Below are 22,602 nucleotides of genomic sequence, written 5' to 3'. Positions count from 1 at the left end.
ACACCCTACTCGTCCGCCGCGGCCTCCCGGTCGATCTCCTCCTTGGACACCAGGACCCCGTCGGCGAAGCACAGCCGGTACACCGGCGGCAGTCCGTTCTCCTGGTGCACCAGCTGGTACCGGCAGTCGGCCCCGGGCGGCTCCGGCGGCGCGCCGTCCACGGACCGCTCGGGGTAGGCGTACCGGGGCAGCAGCTCCTCGACCTGCGCCCGGGTGTCGCCCACGTGGATCCGCTCGTAGTCCTCGGGGGGCAGCACCGAGTTGCTGCTGTTCCACCACAGCAGGGCGAACCCGGCCCCGACGGCGGGCAGCGCGATGGCGACGGGGATCGCGACCGCGGCGAGCACGCTCCGGCGGGCCCCGGCGCGGGCCTCCTCCCGGGCCAGCCGGATGACGGAGGGCTCGGGGCCCCCGTCCCCGGGCTCGCCGTCGGGTACCTCGGCGCGGACCGCGAACCCGGAGCCGGGGCGGGGCGCGGCGTCCAGGGTCCCGCCCAGGGCGGCCACCTCGGCGCGCAGTGCGGCCAGCCCGGTCCCGGCGCCGGGCACCGCGGGGGCCCCGTCCGGGCCGGCGCCGGTGTCGTCCACCTCCACCCGGGTCGGCCCGCCGTCCCGGACGACCCGCACGGTCACCTCGGCACCGGGGGCGTACCGGGCGGCGTTGGTGAGCGCCTCGCGGACCAGCCGCCCCACCGCCCGGCCGCCGGGGGTGCGGGGGTCGGGGTCGGGGCCCTCGCGCAGCAGGCGGACGCGCATGCCCGCCTCGACCGCCCCGGAGACCAGTTCGGCGACCGTCTCCACGTCCTCGCCGGCCGGCCCCTCCCGCAGCACGCCGATGGCCTCGCGCAGCCGCAGTGTGGTGGCGTGCGCGGCCTCGCGCAGCCCGGCGGCGGCCTCGGCGCGCTCGGGGGAGTCCTGCGAGGCCATCTCCAGAGCGGCGGCGCGCACCGCGAGCAGGGCCAGGTCGTGGCCGAGGGAGTCGTGCATGCGGGCGGCGATCCTGGCGCGCTCCCGCAGCCGGGCGCGCTCGGCCTCGGCCGCCCGGGTGCGCTCCATGTGCTCGGCGATCTCCCAGCCGCCCCGGATCAGCCGGGCGCGCTGTTCCAGGTACCGGCCCAGCAGCCAGGGGACGAGCAGCATCGCGACCAGGCCGAGTACCAGGCCGAGCACGTCCACCAGGCCCGACAGCAGGTCGCGGGTCCCGACCCCGGCCATCACGGCGGCGCCCGTGTACAGGGTGAGGACGATCAGGGCCGCCGTCACCGCCATGGAGGTGAAGGGCCCGGGGCGGCCCGAGCGCCGCCCCGCCAGCAGGGCCAGGACCCCCAGGGAGACGAACGGGGAGAGCGGCAGGGACTCGGGCAGGGCCGCCGCCTCCGCGGTGGCGGCCGCCAGGGCGACCGCCGTCGCCGCGTCGGGCCGGCGCCGGGACAGGACCACGGCCGCGGTCAGGGCGAGGAGCAGCGCCCCCGCCTCCCACCACGGGAATCCGCCGTCGAAGCCGGAGAGCTCGGCGACGGTGAGGCCGGCGAGGGCGGCCCACAGCGCCAGGTCGGCCAGGGCGCGGCGCGGGGCGGCGGAGCGGTCGGCGGGCGTGCTCATGGCTCCGAGACTAGGCCCCGCGCAGGCGGGCGGACTCCCGGGAGCCCGGCGACGGAGGTGCCCGGGATGGACTAGGCCCCGCGCAGGCGGGCGGTCTCCTCCTCCAGGAGCCGGCGGGTGAGGGAGATGTAGTCCAGGACCGCGCGGCGCTCGTCCTCTCCGAGGCCGGCCATGAAGGCCGCGGTCTCCCGGCCCAGGCGCGCGTAGGCGTCGCGTTCGGCGGGGGCGGCGCCGGCGAGGGGGCGGACCAGGACGCGGCGGCGGTCGCCGGGGTCGCGGAAGCGCTCGACCAGTCCGGCGGCCTCCAGCCGGTCGACGACGGCGGTGGCGGCCCCGGCGACCACCCCCAGCCCGGCGGCGATCGCGCTCAGGGTCATCGGCCCGTCGCGGCGCACCAGGCCCAGGGCCTTGTGGTCGGTGGCGCCCACGCCCAGGCGGGCGCCGAGGGCGTCGTGGAAGAGGACGACGGCGGTGCTGAGGTCCCAGCCCGCGCGGTCGCCCGCGGGTTCCTGCGGTGCGGCGGTCACGGGCCCACCCTACCGCGATCCTTCACCGCATCGTATAGTTCAGAAGAGTGAACTATTCAATGAGGTGAAATCATGGTCGCCGTCGCCCGCGCCGCCCTCCTGTGGGCCCTGCGCGCCTACGCCCGCCACGCCCTGCTCGTCCTGGGCCTGTCCCTGGTGCCCACGATCCAGCGGTTCGCGCTCGTCGCCCCCGGCAGCCCGCTCACCGGCGGCCCGGGGATCGCCTCCGAGGTCGTCGCCCAGGGCTCCCGGCTGGTCCTGTTCGCGGCCCTGCTGTGGATCGCCGCCCGCGAGGTCCTGCCCGCGGACCGGCGGACGCCCGCCGGGGCGTGGGCCGCCTTCGAGGCCGGCATCACGCCCCGGCTCGGCCTGTTCCTCGGCCAGTTCGCCTTCCTGGCCGCGGCCTTCGCGGTCTTCGACCTGGTGCCCAACGCGGCGATCGGCCTGTGGGTGCCCGCGGCCGAACGGCCCTGGGTGACCGCGACCGTGGTCGCCGCCAAGAACCTCACCGTCATCGCCCTGACCTTCGCCTGGCTGGCCGGGCTCTTCCGCGAGTTCGCCCTGCTGGGCGAGGCCGACCGGGCGGACGGCGCCGCCCCCGCGCCGCGGTGACCGCCCGCCCCGGGGCCCGCACCGCCCCGACCCCGGCCTCCGTCCTAGGCGGGCGGTAGCCTGCGGCGGACCGACGATGTTCAGGAGTGCACATGGCCCGCACCGCAGACCGCCTGCCCCACCCCGAGACCCTCTGGTCCTTCGCCTCGGCCAAGGCGGCCGTCGCCGCGGGGATGGGCTCCTTCTGGCCCGAGGGGCGCCGCATCGCCGAGGACGGCTCGCTGGTCCTGGAGGACGGGGGCGGCAACTGGTGCCGACTGGTCCGCGTCGAGGGCGGCCGGTTCCTGCTGGTCGGCTGGGACCGGTCGGGCGAGACCACCAATCCGTACCGGACGCCGACGAACCTCTTCGCCGACGCTCCGTCCTGGCTGCCCTGGGAGTGGATCGGGCGCGCCGAGGAACGGAGGGCGCTCGGGTTCGCCTACTGGTGGGACGGCCGGGAGTGGGCGCGCTCCGACTACCCCGGGGACGTGGAGGAGGACGGCGTCGGCTACCACACCGGCCCGTACCGCGACGCGGCGAGCGCGACCGAGGGGATCGGCGCCCTGCTGGAGGACGGCCACCTCGCGGAGCTGGAGGAGTGGGAGGACGCGGGGCAGGAGGAGTTCGACGCCTTCCGCGCCCGCGTCGGGGAGCTCATGGAGGCCGTCGGACACCGCGCCGTGACCGGCGCGGACCTGGGGTTCCTGTCCGACATCCCCTTCGACGCCGACGCCGCGATGTCCGTGCTCCGCCGGGCCGGGGTCGCCGCCGGGACGTCGCCCGAGGCCGTCCCGGTGCCCGCCGGGACGGAGGTCCCGGCCGAGCGCCTGCGCGTCCGCAGGCTCTCCGACCGGGAGTGGTGCCTGCTCGTCGAACCCGTGATGCGGGCCTGCCGCGAGCGGGAGCGCCCCGCCCCGCCGGAGACCGGACCCCTGCGGGAGCTCTCCGACGCCCTGCGCGCCCTGGCCGCCGACCACGGCGGCGCGGTCACCTACACGGTGTCGATGGGGGAGTGGTCGGCCTCCCCGTCCCTGACCGCCGCCGACGGCTCCTGGCTGGACGTGCCCCCGGGCCTGCCGGACTTCACGCTGCGCCGCGCCGAGGCCCACCCCGAGCACGGGCGCTGGTTCTTCCTGCGGGTCCGGGCCACTCCGGAGGCGGTGGAGGTCGACCGCGCCTACGACCACTGGCCCGAGTGGGCCGGCGAGCGCTTCGCGATCGGCGGCGGCGTGCCCGTCGGCGACGTCGCCGCCGAGATGGAACGCCGCGACCCCCGCTGGCGGCCCGACTGGGTGTGGCTGCTGGACGAGGAGGTCGTGTACGACCCGCCGGCCGACCCCTTCGCCCGGCCGGAGCGCTGACGGCCCGGACCGCCGCCGTCAGCGGGGGAGGAGGCCGGAGGCCAGCACGTCGATGACCCCGGGCAGCAGGGCGTCGGCCTCCTCGGGCGCGGTGGTGGAGTTGAACGCCGCGAACCCGTGCAGGGCCGCCGCCACCGTGAACGCGACGACCTCCGGGTCGCCCGCGGTGATCTCCCCGGCCCGCTGGCCCTCGGTGATGAACCGCATCATGGTGTCCAGCAGGCGCCCGACCGCCGCCGTCAGCTCCTCGGGGGCGTCGGGTTCGTGCTTGCGCGAGTACATGAGGTCGAGCAGGGCGGCGTTGCGCAGGGCGAACGACACGTACACCCGGGCCAGGGCGAGCAGGCCGTCGCGGGTGTCGCCCGGCTCCTCGGCCGCCGCGGCCAGCTGCGAGGTGAGGCGCTCGAAGCCGTTGAGCGCGAGGGCGTCGAGCAGGGCCGACTTGTCCCGGAAGTGGCGGCCGGGCGCGGCGTGGCTCACCCCGGCCTCCCGCGCGAGTTCGCGCAGGGACAGTGCGGCGGGGCCCCGCGCCGCCAGGGCGCGCTCGGCCCCCGCGAGCAGGGCGGCCCGCAGGTCGCCGTGGTGATAGGGACGATCGGTCATGGGTCCAGCATAAACGGATGTTGTCGGCGCCATCATTGTTGTCATTGACAACTTCGCGGTCCGGTGTCTACCGTGAGGGACATGAACAGCACACCGGTCGCACTCCCCGACCTCACCGGCACCACGGCCGTCGTCACAGGCGCCAACAGCGGCCTGGGCCTGGAGACCGCCCGCGCCCTGGCCCGCATGGGCTCCCGTGTCGTCCTGGCCGTGCGGGACGAGGACAGGGGGCGGGCCGCCGCCGCGGACATCCCCGGCGAGACCGAGGTGCGCCGCCTGGACCTGGCCGACCTGTCCTCTGTGCGCGCCTTCGCCGAGGCATGGAGCGGCGACATCCACCTCCTGATCAACAACGCCGGGATCATGGCCGTCCCCAGGGGCCGCACCGCCGACGGGTTCGAGTTGCAGTTCGGCACCAACCACCTGGGCCACTTCGCCCTCACCAACCTGCTGCTGGAGCATGTCACCGGGCGGGTGGTCACGCTCTCCTCCGGGCTGCACGCCTCGGTCCGGGGGATCCGCTTCGACGACGTGGACCTCGAACGCGGCTACACGCCCTACCGGGCCTACGGCCAGTCCAAGCTGGCCAACCTCCTGTTCACCCTGGAGCTCCAGCGCCGCCTCACCGAGGCCGGCTCGCCCGTGCTGTCGGTGGCCGCCCACCCGGGCTACGCCGCCACCAACCTCCAGAGCCACGGCGCCGGCGTGCTGTTCCGGACGCTCCTCACCCGCGTCGGGAACCGGCTGTTCGCCCAGAGCGCCGCGGTCGGGGCCCTGCCCACGGTCTACGCGGCCACCCAGGAGATCCCCCCGGCCGGGTTCGCCGGGCCGCGGGGGGCCGTGCGGGGCGCGCCCGGCCTGTCCTGGCGCAGCCCGGCCGCCCGGGACGGGGCCGCCGCCCGCCGCCTGTGGGAGCTGTCGGAGGAGCGCACCGGCGTCTCCTTCCCCCTCAAGGCCTGACCGGGAACGGAACGGGGCCCGCGCCGTCGGCGCGGGCCCCTCGTCCGCCCTCCCGCGGGACGCCTACGGCACGAGGGTCAGCTCGTCCACCGCCGCGGCGCGCACCGCGTCCTCGCCGAACACGAACGGCATCGTCTCCCCGCGGGCCCACGGCTCCAGCTGGTCGTCGTAGTTCGGGTGGAACGCGTGCCCGGAGTTGCCGGTCAGGTGCACCCAGGTGGACGCGTCCCGGTCCGACAGGTCGACCACCATCCGCATCGACGGCACCGCGGTGATCCCGTACCCCTCCTTGTCGTCCCAGCCGGTGGCGTTGACGATCGCCGACCCGCCGGAGCTCTCCACCGGGCCCCGGTTGAACAGCCACTCGACCACCCCGATGCCCGAGGTGCCGAACGACTGGTGCGTCGCGGTCAGGGTGTGCAGGTCGCCCCAGCGCCAGTCGGCGGGGTCGTCGCCCAGCAGCTCCGTCAGCTCCTCGGCGGCGGCCTCCATCGCGGCGGCCAGCACCGCGTCGCGGCCGTCGGCCTCCTCTCCCGCCCACCAGGCGGAGTCGGGGTCCTCCAGCAGGGTGCCCACCACGTACATGCCGCGCGAGTTGCCGGTCATCTGCACCGGGTCCAGCTCGTCGAACAGCAGCGGCAGCAGGTGCCGCCAGGTCGCCTGGTAGAAGGCCGCCCCCGCGGAGTCGGGCTCGGTGTACAGGTCCCAGTCGCGCAGCAGGTCCTGCCCCTGCGCCGCGACCCCCGACACCTCGGCGTCCAGCAGGTGGGGGACGATCGCCTCGGCGCCCAGGTGGTAGGAGTCCATGTGGATCTCCGACATGTCCTCGCCGGTCACGGGGCCCTCGGCAACGGCCTCCTCCAGCAGGTCGTTGATGCGCTGGGAGCGGTAGCCGTAGTCCCAGTCGTCGGTCAGGAAGTGCGGGTAGTCCGCGTCCACGCCGGACTGGTTGGCGGTGACGACGAACCCGGACTCGGGGTTGTACACGCTGGGCAGGTCCTCGAAGGGGATGTACTCCTCCCAGTCGTAGGCGGAGTCCCAGCCGGGCGCCGGGTAGCGGCCGTCGCCCTCGCCCCGGACCGGGACCGTTCCCGGCGCCTGGTAGCCGATGTTGCCCTCGTTGTCGGCGTAGACGAGGTTCTGCGCGGGGACCGAGAACCCGCTCGCGGCCCGGCGGAAGTCCTCCCAGTCGCGGGCGCGGTTCATGACGAACAGGGCGTCGGCGGTGGTCCCGGGCGACAGCGCGGTCCACTGGAGGGCCACCGCGTACCCGGCCCCCTCCTCGGCCCCCTCGACCTGCGGGTCCTCGGCGATCCCGGCCAGGTCGGCGCCCGCGGCGGTGTCGGACAGCAGCGGGCCGTGGTGGGTGGAGCGGACGGTGATCTCCACGTCCTCGCCCCCGGCGACCTTCACCGTCTCGGTGCGGGTCTCCAGGGGGCGCTCCTCGCCGTCGACGATGTAGGAGTCGCCCTCGATCCGCTCGACGAACAGGTCCATCACGTCGGGGTTGAGGTTGGTGAAGCCCCAAGCGATCGACTCGTTCTGGCCGATGACCACGCCGGGCAGCCCGGAGAACCCGAACCCGGCGACGTCGAACGGGCAGGTCTCGCTCAGCTCGGTGCAGTGCAGGCCCACCTGGTGCCAGGTGGAGGGCATGGCCGCGCCCAGGTGGGGGTCGTTGGCCAGCAGGGGCAGGCCCGACTCGGTGTGCTCGCCGCCCACGACCCACGAGTTGGAGCCCAGGTCGGGGCTGCTCCGCGGGCCGAGCATCTCGGGCAGGGCCAGCGCCCCGTCGTACACGGCGCCGACGGCGGCCACGGCCTCCCCGGGCAGTTCGGGGGCGCGCCGCGCGTCCTCGGGGTCGCCCTCGGGCGCGGTGTCCAGCAGCTCGTCTGTGTCGGTGATCGGCCGGTGCTCCTCGTAGGGGTACTCGGGGTACAGCTCGGCGATCTGCTCCTCGGTGAACCCGAGGCCGAGCAGCTGCGCGCGCTCCGTCTCCTCGCGCATGTTGCCGCCCAGGTCCCAGGCCATGGCCTTGAGCCAGGCCAGGCTGTCGACCGGGTCCCACTCCTCGATGGTGTGGCCGCCGTTGAGCACGCCGAGCAGCGCGTACTCCAGGCTCGCCGCGGCCCCGTCGTTCTCCGCCAGCCAGGCGTTGACCCCTGCGGCGTAGGCGTCGAGGTAGCCCCTGGTCTCGGGCTCCAGCAGCTCGTACTCCTGCTCGGCGACGTGCCGCCAGCCCATGGTGCGCAGGTAGACGTCGGTCTCCACCTGGGCCTCGCCGAAGAGCTCGGCGGTGCGGCCGGACGTCACGTGGCGGCGGAAGTCCATCTCCCAGAACCGGTCCTGGGCGTGCACGTAGCCCTGGGCCATGAAGAGGTCGTGCGCGTCGCCGGCGTACACGTGGGGGACGCCGTACTCATCGCGCAGCACCGTGACCTCGGCGTTCAGCCCGGGGAGGGCGATCTCGCCGGAGGTCTGCGGGAACGACCTGCGCACGGTCCACACACCCAGTAGCGCGCCGACCAGGGCGAGTACCACAACAGTCGACAGAACACCCAAAAGCACACGAAAAAGGACACGCTTCCGCAATACACCCATGGCGGAACCTTAGGGTGTGGCAGGTCACAGGCTCTAGGGCCGAGCGGCCGGAGAACCCAATTGTTACCTGCGGGTAAAAGAATCCGGTCCCGCGGGCGGCGCGCCGGTGTCGGCCGGCGCCGCGAACGGGCCCCGGCCGGCCCTCCGGCCGGGCGCGCACGGGGGCGGCCGGCCCGCCCCCGTGCGAGCGGTCCTCAGGAGGGGAGGACCTCGGTCAGGCGCTCGGCCAGCAGGGGGACGCTGTAGTAGTCCATCCGGAACGACGACGGGCCCAGGGTGAAGGCGCGCTCGTCCTCCCAGGCGGGCAGGCTCTCCAGGATGGGGGCCGTCTCCAGGTAGGAGTCGAGCCCGTCGCCCTGCGGGTTCACGAACAGCAGGGTCGCGTCGCCCAGGGCGTCGGCGTTCTCGGGGGCCACGCCGACGATGTCGGTGCGCGCGCCCTGGGTGCTGTCGGCCGCCGCGTCCTCGGGCAGCTCCTGGAGGGTCAGCCCCAGGTCGGTGGCCAGGCGCCCCTGGGCGGACTCGGCGGTGAACACGTTGAACCCGTTGGGGGTGACGCTGAGGACGGCCACCGGCTGCTCGGTGGAGATCCGCGCCGAGGACTCCTCGACCAGGGCGTCGTACTCCCCGGTGATCTCCTCGAACCGGTCGGTGCGGTCCAGGGCCCGGGCGTACTGCTCGGTCAGGTCCACCCAGGAGACGTCGCCCTCGCCGTAGACGACGGTGGGCGCGATCTCGGAGAGCTTCTCGTAGGTCGCCTCGTCGACGGCGTCCGCCCCGAAGCCGTTGCCGACGATGAGGTCGGGCCCGGCGGCGGCGACCGCCTCCAGCGAGATCTCGGGGCCGGGCAGCGGTTCGACGCCGCGCTCCTCGGCCACCGGGGCCCACTGGGCGAAGAAGCCGTTGTCGTCGGTGAGGGCGCTGGGGGTGGTGGTGCCGGCGGCGACCACGGGGACGTCCAGGCTCAGCAGGACCGGGGCCGCGGTGACGCTGACGGCGACCACGCTCTGGGGGTCGACGGGGATCTCGGTCTCGCCGTAGATGTGGGTGACGGCCCGGGTCTCCCCGGTGTCCGTGTCCTGCGCCCCGGCGGCTTCGGAGCCGCCCCCGGTTCCACAGGCGCTGAGGGCCATGGTCAGGGCGGCGCCGACGGCTAGGCTGTGCAGGAGCTTTACTTGCTTCATGACAAGCATATTTAGGTATGGCTATCCTAAATGTCAACTTCCGGGAAGTGAGGGACGGATGACGGCGACGTCGCCGACCGGTCAGAACGCACCCGCCGGGACCGCACCCCGCAGGCCCTCGACACGGGACGCGGGCGAGGCGCTGCTGCGCGTCGCCCACCGGGTGGAGGGACTGCTGTCCGAGCTGGCCGCGGAACACGGGCTCACCGCGTTCCAGGCCCGCGCCCTGCGCGCGCTGCACGACGCCTCCTCCCAGGGGGCGCTGGCCCGGCAGCTGGGCTGCACCGCCTCGCGGATCTCGGTCATCACCCGGGAGCTGGAGGAGCGCGGCCTGGTGAGGAAGACCGCCTCCATCAGCGACCGGCGCATGCGGATGGCGCGGCCCACGGCGGAGGGCACCCGGATCGTCGAGGCCATCGGCGCGGGGCTCACCGCCCGGTCCCCGCTCAGCGCCCTGTCCGAGGACCGGGTCGCCGCGCTGTTCGACCTGATGTCCGAGGTGGAGGGCGTTCCCGAAGCCTGAACCCGAGTACGACCGAGGAGGGGGCCGCATGCGGACCCACACGATCCCCCCGCGCCTCAAGCGCACCGTCCGTCCCGAACGGGTGCCCACACCCTGCGTGGCGGAGGCCGCCCGGGACACCGCGGGGTTCTGGGAGTCCGTCCGGCGCACCGGCACCCCGCTGGTGGGCGAGGCCGACGCCGAGGGCCGCCGCACCGTCACCTTCCTGTGGCGGGGCGGCGACGAACTCGCCGACGTTCTGCTGGTGGCCAACAAGATCGCCGACGCCGACTCCTACGACCACAACCGCATGGAGCGGATCCCCGGCACCGACGTCCGGCACCTCACCTACCGGATGCGCGGAGACTGGCGGGCGTCCTACACCATCGCGCCGATCCCCGCCGGCGCCGGGCCGGGCGATCCCGCCGACCTGCCCGAGATGCTGCGCATCCGCCGCGAACGCGCCCTGGCCGTCTCCGACCCGGAGGACCGGCCGGCCGTCGCCCGCTGGTTCGCCGCCCTGGCCCACGCGGTCGCCGACCCGCTGGCCCGCGAGCAGTCGGACGGGGGCCACTCCGTGGTGTCCCTGCCCGAGGCCCCCGTCCCACCGGCCGGCGACCCCGGCGCGCCCGCGGGCCGGGTGGAGGAGAGGGGGTTCGCCAGCGCCGTCCTCGGCGACAGCCGCCCCGTGTGGGTGCACGAACCCGCCCGCAGGCCCCCCGGCGGCCGCCCCTGGCCCGTCGCCCTGCTGCTGGACGGCCGGGACTGGCACGCGGACCTGCCCCGGGTCCTGGACGGGCTCGTCCACACCGGGACCCTGCCGCCGATGCTCACCGTCATGGTGGACTCCCTGGACTTCGCCTCCCGCAGCGAGCAGCTGGCCTGCTCGGACGACTTCGTCCGCGCCCTGGGCGGCGAACTCCTGCCCCGGCTGGGCGAGAGGTACCGGATCACCGCCGACCCCCGGCGCACCCTCGTCGCCGGGCAGAGCCTGGGCGGGCTCACCGCTATGCACGCCGCCCTCACCGACCCCGACCGGTTCGGCCGGGTGGTCTCCCAGTCGGGCTCGTTCTGGTGGCCCAACGTGGCCGTGGCCGGAGGGGAGAGCGAACGCACCACCGCCCGGGTCGCCGTCGCCGACCGCCTCCCGGACCGCGTCCACCTCTCCGCGGGCACCCACGAGTGGTCCCTGCTCGACCCCAACCGGCGGCTGCGCGACGCCCTGGCCGTCCGCGCCGCGGACCTGGGCGGCGACCCGGGCGCCGTGCTGCTGGAGGAGTACCACGGCGGACACGACCGCGCCTGCTGGCGGGCCGGGCTGCCGGCCGCCCTGGCCTTCGCCACCGGCGACTGGGAGCGCTGACCGGTCAGAGGCGGGCGCCCGCCTGCGCCGCCTCGCGGCGCAGGCGCGCCACCACCTCGGCGGCCGGGTCGTCGGTGGCCCGCCGGAAACCGGTCCCGGCCCACAGCGCCATGCCGCCCGTGTCGGAGGCCCGCGCCGCGGCCGCCCGCAGCGGCCGGGTCATGTGGTGCAGCTCCGGGTAGGCGTACGGGGCCTTGGGGTGCTCGATGATGAACCGGTTGACCAGGCCGCGCGCGGGACGTCCGGTGAACGCCCAGGTCAGGGTGGTCTCGGTGAAGTCGGGGTCGATCAGCGCCAGCTTGTGGGCGGGCTGGGCCCCGCTCTCGGGGCAGCGCAGGAACGCCGTGCCCAGCTGCACCGCCGCCGCGCCCGCCTCCAGCACCGCGGCGGCCTCGCCGCCCGTCATGATCCCGCCCGCGCCGATCACCGGGACCTCGACGGCCCCGGCCAGCGCCGCCACCAGCTCCGCGGTCGGCAGTTCGCCGCCGCGCGTCGGGTCGAACGCGGCCCGGTGCCCGCCGGCCTCCACCCCCTGGGCGCACAGGCCGTCGGCGCCGCGGGCCACCGCCAGCAGCGCCTCGTCCACCGAGGTGACGGTGACGACCACCGCGGACCCGGCCTCCTGGAGGCGGCGCAGCACGTTGCCGTCGGGGCAGCCGAACGTGAAGCCCACGACCGGGACGCCCAGCCGTTCCAGGAGGTCGATCTTGGCCTCCCAGGCGTCGTCGTCGTGGACCGGCTCGCCCGGGGCCGTCCCGTGGCGTTCGGCCTCGGCGCCCAGCTCCTCGCGGTAGTCCCGCACCGCGGCGGGGTCGCCGGCGGGCCCGGGCACGAACACGTTCACCCCGAACGCCGACACCCCGAGCCCGCGCACCCGGGCGACCTGCTCCTCCACCTGCTCCGGCGCCAGGTACCCGGCGGCCAGGAACCCCAGGCCCCCGGCCCGGGCCACCGCGCCCACCAGCTCCGGAGTGGAGGCCCCGCCCGCCATGGGCGCCTGGACGAGCGGCCGTTCCCGCAACAGATCCGACAGATGGCTCATGATCCCCCCGCTCTTCCGACCACGTACACGGGCAGGGTAGACGACGCCACCGCGGGGGACCGGGGCCGGACGGTCATTCCGCGGGTTCGGACTCCTGCGCCCGCGCCCCCTCCCGGGGGTCGAAGAAACGGCGCGATTCGGGAAAGGCGTACGCCAGCGGTATCACCGCCAGGGAGCCGACCGTGGAAACCGCCAGAACGGCGACCATCGCGGATTCCAGTCCCCACACGTCCCACGCCCATCCGAAAACGGCGTACGTCGCACCGATCACGGCCAATCCGAGGAACGACATCACCGAGAAAAGCGTATTCCGCGCCTCGTCGCTGTACATGAGGTGCTCCCACGCCACGAACAGCGCCTGGGCCAGCCCGAGCAGGAATTCGGCCAGCACCAGCCCCACGAGCAGCGGCAGCGCGCCCCAGGCCACCAGGAACAGCGGAACGGCGGTGGCGACCGCCGACGCCGGGGCCCACAGGTGCGGGTTGCGCGGATCGATGAAACGGGAGCAGGCCGCCCCCAGCGCCAGGGCCAGGGTCATGCCGAGCAGGACCAGGCCGTTGAACCGGACGTCGCCCCCGTACTCCCGCGCGACCAGGGGCTGCCAGCAGATGACCAGCACCACCTTGGCCGGGGTCGAGCACAGGACCAGGGCGACCAGCGGCACGTAGCGCCGCCCCGCCAGGGCCGTCACCGACTCCCGGAGCAGCCCGGCGACCGAGACGTCCGGCCGTCCGGGGGAGCGCGGGAAGACCAGCGGCGCCACCGCCCCCAGGCCCACCAGCAGCACGCCCGCGGCCAGGATGAGCAGGTCGGCGGAGAGCCAGGTCCCGGCGACCAGCACCGAGGCGGCGCCCGCGACCCCGCCCAGCCGCGAGGAGACCTGCCCCCACCGGGTCAGCCGGGCGACCCGGGCGGTCCGGTCGCGGTCGCCGACCCGGTTGACCACCAGCGCGGTCAGGGTGCCGGTGTGCAGGTGGAAGCCCACCGACCACAGCACCGATCCGACCATGGTCGGGAGCAGTTCGTCGGCCCAGCCGAACAGGGCGAAGCCCGCGCCCCAGACCACCAGGCCCAGCGCCAGCAGCCGCCGGTGGCCGTAGCGGTCGCCCAGCGCCCCGCTGGGCGCCTCCGCCGCCAGCCCGAACAGGGTGCCCGCGGCGACCATGGCCCCCAGCATCCCGGGGTCGAGGCCGCGGCCGAGCAGAACGGTGATGAAAACCGCGCCGAAAGCGAAGTCCGCGGTGGTCGCGGCCAGGGAGAAAAGGGCGTAACGGCGGAGCAGGGGCGGGCGTGGGGGCGGTTCTCCCGAGTCCACACGGGTCCTTTCCGGAGGCGCGGTGTGCGCGGAAAGGAAAAGGCCGTCGAAGGGCCTTTGGATTCCGCGGCGGGCGTCCACGCTAGCACGCGTGAATTTCTCCGGACCACGGGTTTTCGGGTACCGTGCGGCCGGTCCGCGACGGCGCGTGGAACAGCGGCGGGGGACCGCGGCCGGGGACCGTCCGGACGGCCCGGCGCGGGGGCACGGCGGCCCCCGGCGCGCGAATGTGCCGGAGGACACCGGGGGCGGCCGGGACTCCGCCCGGCGGGCCCGGATACGCTCGGCGCGACAGCGAAACCGCAGGAGGATGACCACATGACAGCGACCGCCGTCGTCACCGGTGCCAGCAGCGGTATCGGCGCCGCCACCGCCCGGGGCCTGGCCGCCCGGGGGTACGACGTGGTGCTCGTGGCCCGCCGCGCCGACCGCGTCGAGGAGCTGGCCGCCGAACTCGTCAAGGAGGGGCACAGCGCCCGCGCGTACGTCCTCGACGTCACCGACCGCGGCGCCGTGGACGCCTTCGCCGCCGGGCTGCCCTCCTGCGACGTCCTGGTGAACAACGCGGGCGGCGCCATCGGGACCGAGACCGTCGCCGCCGCCGACCCCGCCGACTGGCGCGCCATGTACGAGGTCAACGTGCTCGGCGTGCTCAACATGACCCAGGCCCTGCTGCCGAAGCTCATCGAGAGCGGCGCGGGCACCGTCCTGGTGGTCAGCTCCGTGGCCGGGCACGTCGTCTACGAGGGCGGCGGCGGGTACGTCGCCGCCAAGCACGGCGCCCACACCCTGGCCGCCACCCTGCGCCTGGAGCTGTGCGGGCAGCCCGTCCGGGTCCTGGAGATCGCCCCGGGCATGGTCAAGACCGAGGAGTTCTCCCTCAACCGGCTGCGCGGCGACGCCGACGCGGCGGAGGCCGTCTACGAGGGCGTGCCCGACCCGCTCAGCGCCGAGGACGTCGCCGACACCATCGTGTGGGCGGTCACCCGGCCGCCGCACGTCAACATCGACCTGATGGTGGTCCGCCCGCGGGCCCAGGCCGCCCAGCACAAGGTCCACCGGGTGAAGCGGGAGGGCTGACCCGGCCCCGTACACGGCGGCGCCCGCCGCGCAGGAGCCTGCGCGGCGGGCGCCGCCGTGAGCGTTCCGGGGCTCAGGCGTCCAGTTCGGAGGCCAGCAGCTCGGCCAGGGAGTCCAGGGCGGCGTCGGCGCCCTCGCCCTCGGCGGCGATGGTCACCTCGTCTCCGTGCCCGACCCCCAGGGTCATCACGGCGAGCAGGCTGCCCGCGTTCACCGGGTCCTTGCCCGCCGCGGCGACGGTCACGGGCAGGCCGGTGGCGGTGGCCGCCTGGACGAAGAGGGTGGCGGGTCGCGCGTGCAGTCCTTGGGCGGAACCGACGGCTACGGTGCGCTGGGGCATCTGCTGCTCCTTGTGAGGGGTGGACGGACCGGTCAGGGCCGGTCGACGAGCGAGTCGAGGGGCCGGGAGGGGTCGGGTTCGGACACCACCTCGACGGCGTCCGGCTCGACGTCGTCGGGGGCGGGGATGGTCGTTCCGGGCAGGGACACCGCCGCGGTCCCCCAGGCCACCGCGTTGCGCAGGCGGTCGACCGGGGAGTCGGCGGGGGTGAGGAACCCGGCGAGGGCGCAGTCGCCCGCGCCCACGGTGCTGCGGGTGCGGACCCGGGGGCCGCGCGCCCACCACGTGTGTTCGGGCCCCACGAGTATGGCACCGTGCCCGCCCAGGGTCACGAGGGCGGAACCGTTGCCGTGGGAGAGGAGCTCCCGGGCGGCGGCGGCGACCTCGCCGACGGTGGCGGGGGTGCGCCCGGTCAGCTCCGACAGCTCTTCCAGGTTGGGCTTGGCCAGGCCGATCGACCCGGCGCGCACCGCGGCCTCCAGGGGTTTGCCGGAGGTGTCCAGGGCCAGGGGCACCCCGTAACCGGCGGCCAGCCCGGCCACCCGCACGTAGAAGTCCTCTCCCGCGCCCGCCGGCAGGCTTCCGCTGGCCACGATCCATTCCGGGCGCTGTGCCAGCTCGTCCTCCAGGACGGCCAGCAGGGTGTCGGCCTCGGAGGGGGAGAGCGTGGGGCCCGGGGCGTTGACCTTGGTGGTGGTGCCGTCGGCCTCGGTGATCGCGATGTTGGCGCGGGTCTCGCCCTCGATGGGGACGGTGAGCCGCGGCAGGTCGCCGAGCAGGGCGGTGAGTTCGGCACCGCCGCCCCCGCCGACAGGGAGGATCGCACGCGTTTCCACGCCGGCCAGGTGCAGGGCCCGGGCGACGTTGACGCCCTTGCCGCCCGCCTGGGCGCGCGTGGCGTCGACCCGCAGGACCTCGCCCCGGATGAGGCGGTCCACCTCCAGGGTGTGGTCCACGCTCGGGTTGGGGGTGAGGGTCAGGATCATGGGAGCTCTTTTCGCGGTCGCTGCGCCCGGCCCGGTCCGGATGTTGGACTGCCTTTGATTATGTGTGTTCATCTGCGTGTGTCAACACGGTTGTCCTCTGGTTTCCGGTTCGAGTGTCGCCCCCGGGGTGTGCCGGTCGGCGCCCGCGAGGCGCGCGGCCAGTGGCTATAGGGGTTCCCTGTCGCATCGGCGGTGGCCGGATGTGGTCGCGGGGCCTTACTGGGATATTGGAGGAAGGTACCCCTTGTGTGTCCCAGGCAACACGATTAAACTCACCGAAAACCACACCGAAACACAGGTGATCCAACATGTACGCGGAAGAGCGCCAGCAGGCGATCCTCGAACGCGCCCGCCGGGACGGCCGGGTCGACGTGACGGGGCTCGCCGCGGAGTTCGACGTCACCTACGAGACCATCCGGCGGGACCTCACGGCGCTGGAGCGCCACGGGGTCCTGCGGCGGGTCCACGGCGGCGCGATCCCCGTCGAGCGCCTGGGCTTCGAGCCCGCGCTCAACGTGCGCGACTCCGTGATGACCCAGGAGAAGGAGCGGATCGCCAAGGCCGCGATCGAAGAACTCCCGGAGGAGGGGGCGATCCTCCTCGACGCGGGGTCCACCATCGGACGCCTCGCCGAGCAGCTGCCCGCCGACCGGGAACTCACCGTCGTCACCAACTCCCTCTCCATCGCCCTCACCCTCACCACGCGCACCAACATCAACCTGATGTTCCTCGGCGGCCGCCTGCGCACCCGGACGCAGGCCACCGTCGACGCGTGGGCCCTGAGGTCGCTGGCCGAGTCCTTCGTGGACGTCGCCTTCATGGCCACCAACGGCATCTCCGTCGAACGCGGGCTCACCACGCCCGACCCGGCGGAGGCCGAGGTGAAGCGCTCCATGATCGCCTCGGCCCGGCGTGCCGTCCTCCTCGCCGACCACACCAAGGTCGGCAACGACCACTTCGCCCGATTCGCCTCCGTCGAGGACCTGGACCTGGTCATCACCGACCAGGGTCTCGCCGGGGGCCTCGCCGACGAGCTGGAGGCCGCCGGACCCTCGGTCCGGGTGGTCTGACCAGGACCGGCGCCCGTCCGACCGAGGTGCGCGGCCCCTCCCGCCGCACCTCCCCGTCCAGCCGGCCGGGCGCCCCGCCCACACCACACCACCGCAGGCGCGGCCCAGGCCCGCCGCACCTCCCAGGAGGTCCCCCAACATGTCCACCGAACAGCGGCAGAGCACGGCGCTCGCCTCGGCCCGGTCCGGAGTCCAGCGCTTCGGCGGGTTCCTCTCGGGCATGGTCATGCCCAACATCGGCGCGTTCATCGCCTGGGGCCTGATCACCGCCCTGTTCATCCCCACCGGCTGGTGGCCCAACGAGTACCTGGGCCAGCTGGTGGATCCGATGATCAAGTTCCTGCTCCCGCTGCTCATCGCCTACACCGGCGGCACCATGGTGCACGGCCAGCGCGGCGGTGTCGTCGGCGCGGCGGCCACCATGGGCGTGATCGTCTCCGCGGACATCCCGATGTTCCTGGGCGCGATGATCATGGGCCCGCTCGCCGCGTACCTCATGAAGCAGGCCGACAAGCTGATCCAGCCGCGCATCAAGGCCGGCTTCGAGATGCTCGTCAACAACTTCAGCGCGGGCATCCTCGCCGCCCTCCTCGCGGTGGTGGGCGCCTACGCCGTCGGCCCCGTCGTGGGCCGCATCGCCGACGCGCTCGGCGCCGGGGTGCAGTTCCTCATCGACAACAGCCTGCTGCCGCTCGTCTCGGTGATCGTCGAGCCCGCGAAGGTGCTGTTCCTCAACAACGCCATCAACCACGGCGTGTTCACCCCGCTGGGCACCGCCCGCTCCGCCGCCGACGGCAGCGCGATCGAGTTCCTCATCGAGACCAACCCCGGCCCCGGCCTGGGCATCCTCATCGCCTGCATGCTCTTCGGCCCGCGGATCAGCCGCGCCACCGCGCCCGGCGCGATCATCATCCACTTCTTCGGTGGAATTCACGAGATCTACTTCCCGTACATCCTCGCGCAGCCCAAGCTGATCCTGGCCGCCATCGCCGGCGGGATGTCGGGTGTGGCCACCTTCATGGTGATGGACGCGGGCCTGATCTCGGCGGCCTCCCCGGGCAGCATCATCGCCCTGATGGCCGTCACCCCGCCCGGCGGGCACCTGTCCGTCCTGGCCGGCGTCACCGTCGCCACCGCGGTGTCCTTCGTGGTCGCCTCGCTCCTGCTCGGCTTCGGCCGGGCCGAGCGCAAGGCCGCCCGCGAGGAGGCCGCCGCCCAGAAGAACTCCGCGAGCACTGAGGAGAACGTCGCATGAGCAGCATCCAGGGTTCCGATGTCAAGAAGGTCGTCGTGGCCTGCGACGCCGGGATGGGCAGCAGCGTCCTGCTGACCACCCAGCTCAAGGGCAGCCTGGGCAAGTACGGGGTGACCGTCGAGCACGCCCCCGTGGACCGCATCCCCGAGGACGCCGACCTGGTCCTGACCCAGGAGGGCCTGGCCGCCCGCGCCCGCACCCGGGTGCCGGGCACCGTGGTCAAGGGTTTCCGGATGTTCCTGGGCGACCCCGTCTTCACCGAGGTCGAGAGCGCCATCAGGGACGGTGGCACCCTTGCCGACTGAACCCGCCCGGCTGGTCCTGACCGAGGACGCCGTCCGACTGGGCCGCACCGCGAAGGACCGGGCCGACGTCATCGACCAGTGCGGGGAACTGCTCCTCGAACTCGGCGCGGTCGACCCCGGCTACCTGCCCGCCATGCACGAGCGCGAGGCGTCGGTGTCCACCTTCCTCGGGGAGGGGGTCGCCATCCCGCACGGGACCGACCCGTCCCGGGTCCACGTCAAGAGGACCGGGCTGGCCGTGATCCAGTTCCCCGAGGGGGTCGACTGGGGCGGGTCCACCGTCCACGTCGCCATCGGCATCGCCGCGACCGGTGAGGAGCACCTGGGCATCCTCACCGCCCTGGCCGGGGTCCTCACCGACCCCGAGAAGGCCGCCCGGCTGCGCGGGGCCACCGACCCCGCCGACGTCGTCGGGCTCCTCGACCCGCCCGCCGCGGACGGCTGACCCGGCGGGCCGCCGGGGCCCGGCCGTCCTCCCCGCCCGTCCGACCACTCCCCGGACGGGCGGGGACCGCCCGTCCCACCGGCCGCCCGCCGTCCTCAACGGACGCCCACGGCGCGGCGTCCCCCGCTCACCGAAACCCACCGGTGCGGTCGTTCCCGCGCGGACGACCCCGTGCCGGACCGCATCCTGAAAGGCCGAACATGCTCGTCGCCCGCTTCTACGCACCCGGTGACCTCCGCCTCGAACAGGCACCCGAGCCCACCGCAGGACCCGGGCAGCTCAAGATCGCCGTCGTCAACTGCTCCACCTGCGGTACCGACGTCAAGATCTTCCGCCACGGGCACCACCACATCGACCCGCCCCGGGTCATCGGCCACGAGATCGCCGGCCGCGTCGTCGAGGTCGGCGACGGGGTGGAGGGCTGGGCCGAGGGCGACCGGGTCCAGATCATCGCCGCCATCCCCTGCGGCACCTGCGCCGAGTGCGGCGACGGCCGGTTCACCGTGTGCTCGCGCCAGCAGTCCATGGGCTACCACTACGACGGCGGCTTCGCCGAGTACATGGTCGTCCCCGAGGCCGTGCTGGCCGTCGACGGCGTCAACCGCATCCCCGAGGGCCTGGACTACGCCGAGGCCTCCGTCGCCGAACCGCTCGCCTGCGTCCTCAACGGCCAGGAGATCGCCGGGGTCGGCGAGGGCGACACCGTCGTAGTCATGGGCGCCGGGCCCATCGGCTGCCTGCACGTCCGCCTGGCCCGCGCCAAGGGCGCGAAGAAGGTGTACCTGGTGGACGTCAACCGGGGCCGCCTGGACATGTCCGCGCAGATCGTCGGGCCCGACGCCGCCATCTGCGGCGAGGAGGTCGACGCGGTGGAGGAGGTGCTGCGCCTGACCGACGGCCGCGGCGCCGACGTGGTCATCACCGCCGCCGCCTCCGGCCGCGCCCAGGAGGACGCCCTGAAGATGGTCGCCCGCAGCGGCCGGATCAGCTTCTTCGGCGGGCTGCCCAAGGACAACCCGATCATCTCCCTGGACTCCAACCTCGTCCACTACCGGGAGATCTCCATCTTCGGCGCCAACGGCTCCAGCCCCGAGCACAACAAGCGCGCCCTGGAGCTCATCGCCTCCGGCGCCGTGCCCGTCGCCGACCTGATCACCGAGCGGATGGCGCTGTCCGACGTGCACAAGGCCATCGAGACCGTGGCCGCCGGGACCGCCATCAAGGTGACCATCCAGCCCTGACCCGTCCACAGGCCGGGAGTAGGGGCTACCGAGATCGGCCCCGCTGGGGTTCCCTGATAGGGGGACCCCTCCCGGCCCGCCCCGGCCCACCCACTCACCGACCCACGGAGCGACCATGGCGCACACCCGATCCCTCTCCTCCCTCGGCGGCATCCCGGCGGCGCCGGGCGCGGCGGTCGGCCCGGTGGCGCGCATGGCGCCCCCGCCGCGCCTGCCCGACCACCGCCCCGCGGCGGGGGACCCCGGCGCCGAGGCGGAGGCCGCCCGCGCGTCCCTGGAGGAGGTGGCGGCCGGGCTCGACGCCCAGGCCGCCGGCCTCGGCGGAGAGGCCGCGGCGGTGCTCGGCGCCCAGGCCCTGATGGCCCGCGACCCCGAGCTGGCCCGCCGGGTCGGCGAGCGGGCCGCCGCGGGCGATCCGGCCGCCTGGGCGGTGCACGCCGCCTGCGAGACCTACCGCGACCTGCTCAAGGCCGCCGGCGGCTACCTCGCCGAGCGCGCCGCCGACCTCGCCGACATCCGCGACCGGGCGGTGGCCCTGCTGCTGGGGCTGCCCATGCCGGGCCTGCCCGACCCGGGCGTCCCGCACGTTCTGGTCGCCGACGACCTCGCCCCCGCCGACACCGTCCACCTGGACCCGGCCAGGGTCCTGGGGATCGTCACCCGGTACGGCGGACCCACCAGCCACACCGTCATCCTCTCCCGCTCGCTGGGCATCCCGGCGGTGGTCGGCTGCGGGGGAGCCGACACCCTCGCCGACGGCACGGTGGTGGCGGTCGACGGCGACACGGGCTCCGTGGTCGCCGACCCGGACGAGGCCCTCGTGCAGCGGGTGCGCCGGCGCGCCGAGCAGCGGCGCGCCCTGGCGGAGTCGGCCACCGGGCCGGGGGCCACCGCCGACGGGGTGTCCGTCCCGCTGCTGCTCAACATCGGGGAGGGGGACCCGGAGGCGGCCGCCGCCCACGACAGCGAGGGGGTGGGGCTGCTGCGCACCGAGTTCCTGTTCCTGGACCGCACCGAGCCGCCCACCCGCGAGGAGCAGACCGCCTCCTACATCCGGCTGTTCTCGGCCTTCTCCGGGCGCCCGATCACCGTGCGCACCCTGGACGCGGGCTCGGACAAGCCGCTGGCCTTCGTCCCGATGGGCGCGGAGGACAACCCCGCCCTCGGGGTGCGCGGCTACCGCACCGCCCGGATGCACCGCGAACTGCTGGTGGACCAGCTCGCCGCCATCGCGGCGGCCACCAAGGAGACCGGGGCCGACGTCCGGGTGATGGCGCCGATGGTGTCCACGCCCAGGGAGGCGGGGGAGTTCGCCGACCTCGCCCGCGCCCAGGGGGTGACCCGGGTGGGGGTGATGATCGAGGTCCCCGCCGCGGCGCTGCTCGCCGACCGGCTGCTGTACGAGGTGGACTTCGTGTCCATCGGCACCAACGACCTCGCCCAGTACACGATGGCCGTCGACCGTACCCTGGGCGCGCTGCCGGACCTGCTGGACCCGTGGCAGCCGGCGCTGCTGTCCCTGATCGGCACCGTGGGCAAGGCGGGCGACCACCTGGGCGTCCCGGTGGGCGTGTGCGGTGAGGCCGCCGCCGACCCGCTGCTGGCCCTGGTCCTGGTGGGCCTGGGGGCGACGAGCCTGTCGATGTCGGCCCCCGCCCTGCCGGGGGTGCGCCACGCCCTGGCCGGCCACAGCCTGGACGAGTGCCGCCGCTTGGCCCACCTCGCCCTGGCGGCCGCGGGGGCGGGCCAGGCCCGTGAGGCCGTCCGGTCGGCCGCCCGCACCGAGACGCCGTGACCGCCGCTGCGGCGGGGGAGCGGGCCCTGTCGCAGCGACCGGGCGCTGCGGCCGTGCCCCCGCCGCAGCCCCGACCTCCGCGCCCGGACGCCGAACCGTTCCGGCGGCCGCACCCGCTGCCTCCGCGCGGGTGGGCGGCTGGTCGTGCCGTGGTGAAGAGGGCTTCGGCAACGGGCCACCGGGGATGTGTCCCGTCCGGAACCGCCCTGGCGGCCGTGCCCACGGCCTCCGCCCGGGTCGGTGCCCCGGGGCCGGACGGCACCACGGCCCGTTCCGGAGGCCGTGCCCGCAGCCTCCGCGCGGGTGGGCGGCTGGTCGTGCCGTGGTGAAGAGGGCTTCGGCAACGGGCCACCGGGGACGTGTCCCGTCCGGAACCGCCCTGGCCGCCGCGCCCCCCCGGGGCGGCGTTCCGGGGGCGGACCCCGCCGCGGC

Annotated in this window: 21 protein-coding genes; 12 read left to right on the top strand and 9 right to left on the bottom strand. The window is 74.8% G+C overall.

Features of this window, described 5'->3' with window-relative positions; genetic code table 11:
- Window positions 1-5 precede the first annotated feature (5 nt).
- Complete coding sequence (locus ABZ249_RS18320; protein WP_355264047.1) at window positions 6-1,601, bottom strand: ATP-binding protein; 1,596 nt, start codon at window positions 1,599-1,601, stop codon at window positions 6-8.
- Between the two features lie 71 nt (window positions 1,602-1,672).
- Window positions 1,673-2,128 carry a MarR family transcriptional regulator gene (locus ABZ249_RS18315; protein ID WP_355264044.1) on the bottom strand — a complete coding sequence of 152 codons (456 nt, stop codon included), beginning with the start codon at window positions 2,126-2,128 and terminating at the stop codon, window positions 1,673-1,675.
- A 72-nt stretch (window positions 2,129-2,200) separates the two neighbouring features.
- Between ABZ249_RS18315 and ABZ249_RS18310 the strand changes: the two genes are divergently transcribed.
- Together ABZ249_RS18310 and ABZ249_RS18305 are read left to right on the top strand one after the other, a co-directional pair.
- Window positions 2,201-2,740 (top strand): hypothetical protein, encoded by a 540-nt coding sequence (locus tag ABZ249_RS18310; RefSeq protein ID WP_355264041.1) that lies wholly within the window; start codon window positions 2,201-2,203, stop codon window positions 2,738-2,740.
- 92 nt (window positions 2,741-2,832) lie between these two features.
- Window positions 2,833-4,083, top strand: a complete 1,251-nt coding sequence (locus tag ABZ249_RS18305; protein WP_355264038.1) for a hypothetical protein — start codon at window positions 2,833-2,835, stop codon at window positions 4,081-4,083.
- Window positions 4,084-4,101: 18 nt separating this feature from the next.
- On the opposite strand, the gene ABZ249_RS18300 is transcribed toward ABZ249_RS18305, so the two are convergent.
- Entirely contained in the window at window positions 4,102-4,686 is a 585-nt protein-coding gene (locus ABZ249_RS18300) for a TetR/AcrR family transcriptional regulator (RefSeq protein ID WP_355264035.1), read from the bottom strand.
- Between the two features lie 81 nt (window positions 4,687-4,767).
- Between ABZ249_RS18300 and ABZ249_RS18295 the strand changes: the two genes are divergently transcribed.
- Window positions 4,768-5,646, top strand: a complete 879-nt coding sequence (locus ABZ249_RS18295; protein ID WP_355264032.1) for an oxidoreductase — start codon at window positions 4,768-4,770, stop codon at window positions 5,644-5,646.
- Between the two features lie 63 nt (window positions 5,647-5,709).
- Here ABZ249_RS18295 and ABZ249_RS18290 read toward each other — a convergent pair whose 3' ends face one another.
- Together ABZ249_RS18290 and fepB are read right to left on the bottom strand one after the other, a co-directional pair.
- Complete coding sequence (locus tag ABZ249_RS18290) at window positions 5,710-8,247, bottom strand: penicillin acylase family protein (protein WP_355264029.1); 2,538 nt, start codon at window positions 8,245-8,247, stop codon at window positions 5,710-5,712.
- A gap of 194 nt (window positions 8,248-8,441) precedes the next feature.
- Window positions 8,442-9,431 (bottom strand): Fe2+-enterobactin ABC transporter substrate-binding protein, encoded by a 990-nt coding sequence (gene fepB, locus ABZ249_RS18285; RefSeq protein WP_355264026.1) that lies wholly within the window; start codon window positions 9,429-9,431, stop codon window positions 8,442-8,444.
- Window positions 9,432-9,489: 58 nt separating this feature from the next.
- On the opposite strand from fepB, the gene ABZ249_RS18280 reads away from it, so the two are divergent.
- Window positions 9,490-9,954 carry a MarR family transcriptional regulator gene (locus ABZ249_RS18280; RefSeq protein WP_355264023.1) on the top strand — a complete coding sequence of 155 codons (465 nt, stop codon included), beginning with the start codon at window positions 9,490-9,492 and terminating at the stop codon, window positions 9,952-9,954.
- Window positions 9,955-9,982: 28 nt separating this feature from the next.
- Entirely contained in the window at window positions 9,983-11,296 is a 1,314-nt protein-coding gene (gene fes / locus ABZ249_RS18275) for an enterochelin esterase (RefSeq protein ID WP_355264020.1), read from the top strand.
- A gap of 4 nt (window positions 11,297-11,300) precedes the next feature.
- Here fes and ABZ249_RS18270 read toward each other — a convergent pair whose 3' ends face one another.
- Together ABZ249_RS18270 and ABZ249_RS18265 are read right to left on the bottom strand one after the other, a co-directional pair.
- Window positions 11,301-12,338, bottom strand: coding sequence for a nitronate monooxygenase (locus ABZ249_RS18270; RefSeq protein ID WP_355264017.1), 1,038 nt, complete (start codon window positions 12,336-12,338; stop codon window positions 11,301-11,303).
- A gap of 73 nt (window positions 12,339-12,411) precedes the next feature.
- Entirely contained in the window at window positions 12,412-13,653 is a 1,242-nt protein-coding gene (locus tag ABZ249_RS18265; RefSeq protein ID WP_355264014.1) for an MFS transporter, read from the bottom strand.
- A gap of 318 nt (window positions 13,654-13,971) precedes the next feature.
- Between ABZ249_RS18265 and ABZ249_RS18260 the strand changes: the two genes are divergently transcribed.
- Window positions 13,972-14,733 (top strand): SDR family NAD(P)-dependent oxidoreductase, encoded by a 762-nt coding sequence (locus ABZ249_RS18260; protein WP_355264011.1) that lies wholly within the window; start codon window positions 13,972-13,974, stop codon window positions 14,731-14,733.
- 73 nt (window positions 14,734-14,806) lie between these two features.
- Here the strand turns inward: ABZ249_RS18260 and ABZ249_RS18255 are convergent, their stop codons facing one another.
- Complete coding sequence (locus tag ABZ249_RS18255) at window positions 14,807-15,073, bottom strand: HPr family phosphocarrier protein (RefSeq protein WP_220564642.1); 267 nt, start codon at window positions 15,071-15,073, stop codon at window positions 14,807-14,809.
- 32 nt (window positions 15,074-15,105) lie between these two features.
- The gene (locus ABZ249_RS18250; RefSeq protein ID WP_355264008.1) at window positions 15,106-16,059 is read right to left on the bottom strand and encodes a 1-phosphofructokinase family hexose kinase; all 954 of its coding nucleotides are present in this window, start codon (window positions 16,057-16,059) and stop codon (window positions 15,106-15,108) included.
- Between the two features lie 308 nt (window positions 16,060-16,367).
- Here ABZ249_RS18250 and ABZ249_RS18245 point away from each other — a divergent pair, with 308 nt between their 5' ends.
- From ABZ249_RS18245 to ptsP, 6 genes are all read left to right on the top strand, one after another.
- Window positions 16,368-17,129 (top strand): DeoR/GlpR family DNA-binding transcription regulator, encoded by a 762-nt coding sequence (locus ABZ249_RS18245; RefSeq protein ID WP_220564644.1) that lies wholly within the window; start codon window positions 16,368-16,370, stop codon window positions 17,127-17,129.
- 139 nt (window positions 17,130-17,268) lie between these two features.
- Window positions 17,269-18,384, top strand: a complete 1,116-nt coding sequence (locus tag ABZ249_RS18240) for a PTS mannitol transporter subunit IICB (RefSeq protein ID WP_355264005.1) — start codon at window positions 17,269-17,271, stop codon at window positions 18,382-18,384.
- The gene (locus ABZ249_RS18235) at window positions 18,381-18,689 is read left to right on the top strand and encodes a PTS lactose transporter subunit IIB (RefSeq protein ID WP_355264002.1); all 309 of its coding nucleotides are present in this window, start codon (window positions 18,381-18,383) and stop codon (window positions 18,687-18,689) included. The genes ABZ249_RS18240 and ABZ249_RS18235 overlap by 4 nt, the downstream gene beginning before the upstream one ends.
- Window positions 18,679-19,134, top strand: a complete 456-nt coding sequence (locus ABZ249_RS18230) for a PTS sugar transporter subunit IIA (RefSeq protein ID WP_220564647.1) — start codon at window positions 18,679-18,681, stop codon at window positions 19,132-19,134. Before ABZ249_RS18235 ends, ABZ249_RS18230 begins: the two co-directional genes overlap by 11 nt.
- A gap of 200 nt (window positions 19,135-19,334) precedes the next feature.
- Window positions 19,335-20,375: a zinc-dependent dehydrogenase gene (locus ABZ249_RS18225; RefSeq protein ID WP_355263999.1), complete on the top strand. Its 1,041-nt coding sequence runs from the start codon at window positions 19,335-19,337 to the stop codon at window positions 20,373-20,375.
- A 115-nt stretch (window positions 20,376-20,490) separates the two neighbouring features.
- Window positions 20,491-22,170, top strand: coding sequence for a phosphoenolpyruvate--protein phosphotransferase (gene ptsP, locus ABZ249_RS18220; protein WP_355263996.1), 1,680 nt, complete (start codon window positions 20,491-20,493; stop codon window positions 22,168-22,170).
- Window positions 22,171-22,602: the final 432 nt, after the last annotated feature.

This window comes from Nocardiopsis sp. NPDC006139 (assembly GCF_040614155.1).
Lineage (GTDB): Bacteria > Actinomycetota > Actinomycetes > Streptosporangiales > Streptosporangiaceae > Nocardiopsis > Nocardiopsis changdeensis.
The sequence above is the reverse complement of the archived record's forward strand: the minus strand, read 5'-3'. Positions and strand labels throughout refer to the sequence as shown.

What these genes read in the sequence shown, in the direction of transcription:
- ABZ249_RS18240 (WP_355264005.1), top strand. Translation starts at nt 17,269, where the DNA reads ATGTCCACCGAACAGCGGCAGAGCACGGCGCTCGCCTCGGCCCGGTCC.
- ABZ249_RS18255 (WP_220564642.1), bottom strand. Translation starts at nt 15,073, where the DNA reads ATGCCCCAGCGCACCGTAGCCGTCGGTTCCGCCCAAGGACTGCACGCG.
- ptsP (WP_355263996.1), top strand. Translation starts at nt 20,491, where the DNA reads ATGGCGCACACCCGATCCCTCTCCTCCCTCGGCGGCATCCCGGCGGCG.
- ABZ249_RS18320 (WP_355264047.1), bottom strand. Translation starts at nt 1,601, where the DNA reads ATGAGCACGCCCGCCGACCGCTCCGCCGCCCCGCGCCGCGCCCTGGCC.
- ABZ249_RS18295 (WP_355264032.1), top strand. Translation starts at nt 4,768, where the DNA reads ATGAACAGCACACCGGTCGCACTCCCCGACCTCACCGGCACCACGGCC.
- ABZ249_RS18260 (WP_355264011.1), top strand. Translation starts at nt 13,972, where the DNA reads ATGACAGCGACCGCCGTCGTCACCGGTGCCAGCAGCGGTATCGGCGCC.
- fepB (WP_355264026.1), bottom strand. Translation starts at nt 9,431, where the DNA reads ATGAAGCAAGTAAAGCTCCTGCACAGCCTAGCCGTCGGCGCCGCCCTG.
- ABZ249_RS18310 (WP_355264041.1), top strand. Translation starts at nt 2,201, where the DNA reads ATGGTCGCCGTCGCCCGCGCCGCCCTCCTGTGGGCCCTGCGCGCCTAC.
- ABZ249_RS18290 (WP_355264029.1), bottom strand. Translation starts at nt 8,247, where the DNA reads ATGGGTGTATTGCGGAAGCGTGTCCTTTTTCGTGTGCTTTTGGGTGTT.
- ABZ249_RS18270 (WP_355264017.1), bottom strand. Translation starts at nt 12,338, where the DNA reads ATGAGCCATCTGTCGGATCTGTTGCGGGAACGGCCGCTCGTCCAGGCG.
- fes (WP_355264020.1), top strand. Translation starts at nt 9,983, where the DNA reads ATGCGGACCCACACGATCCCCCCGCGCCTCAAGCGCACCGTCCGTCCC.
- ABZ249_RS18235 (WP_355264002.1), top strand. Translation starts at nt 18,381, where the DNA reads ATGAGCAGCATCCAGGGTTCCGATGTCAAGAAGGTCGTCGTGGCCTGC.
- ABZ249_RS18245 (WP_220564644.1), top strand. Translation starts at nt 16,368, where the DNA reads ATGTACGCGGAAGAGCGCCAGCAGGCGATCCTCGAACGCGCCCGCCGG.
- ABZ249_RS18225 (WP_355263999.1), top strand. Translation starts at nt 19,335, where the DNA reads ATGCTCGTCGCCCGCTTCTACGCACCCGGTGACCTCCGCCTCGAACAG.
- ABZ249_RS18280 (WP_355264023.1), top strand. Translation starts at nt 9,490, where the DNA reads ATGACGGCGACGTCGCCGACCGGTCAGAACGCACCCGCCGGGACCGCA.
- ABZ249_RS18305 (WP_355264038.1), top strand. Translation starts at nt 2,833, where the DNA reads ATGGCCCGCACCGCAGACCGCCTGCCCCACCCCGAGACCCTCTGGTCC.
- ABZ249_RS18250 (WP_355264008.1), bottom strand. Translation starts at nt 16,059, where the DNA reads ATGATCCTGACCCTCACCCCCAACCCGAGCGTGGACCACACCCTGGAG.
- ABZ249_RS18300 (WP_355264035.1), bottom strand. Translation starts at nt 4,686, where the DNA reads ATGACCGATCGTCCCTATCACCACGGCGACCTGCGGGCCGCCCTGCTC.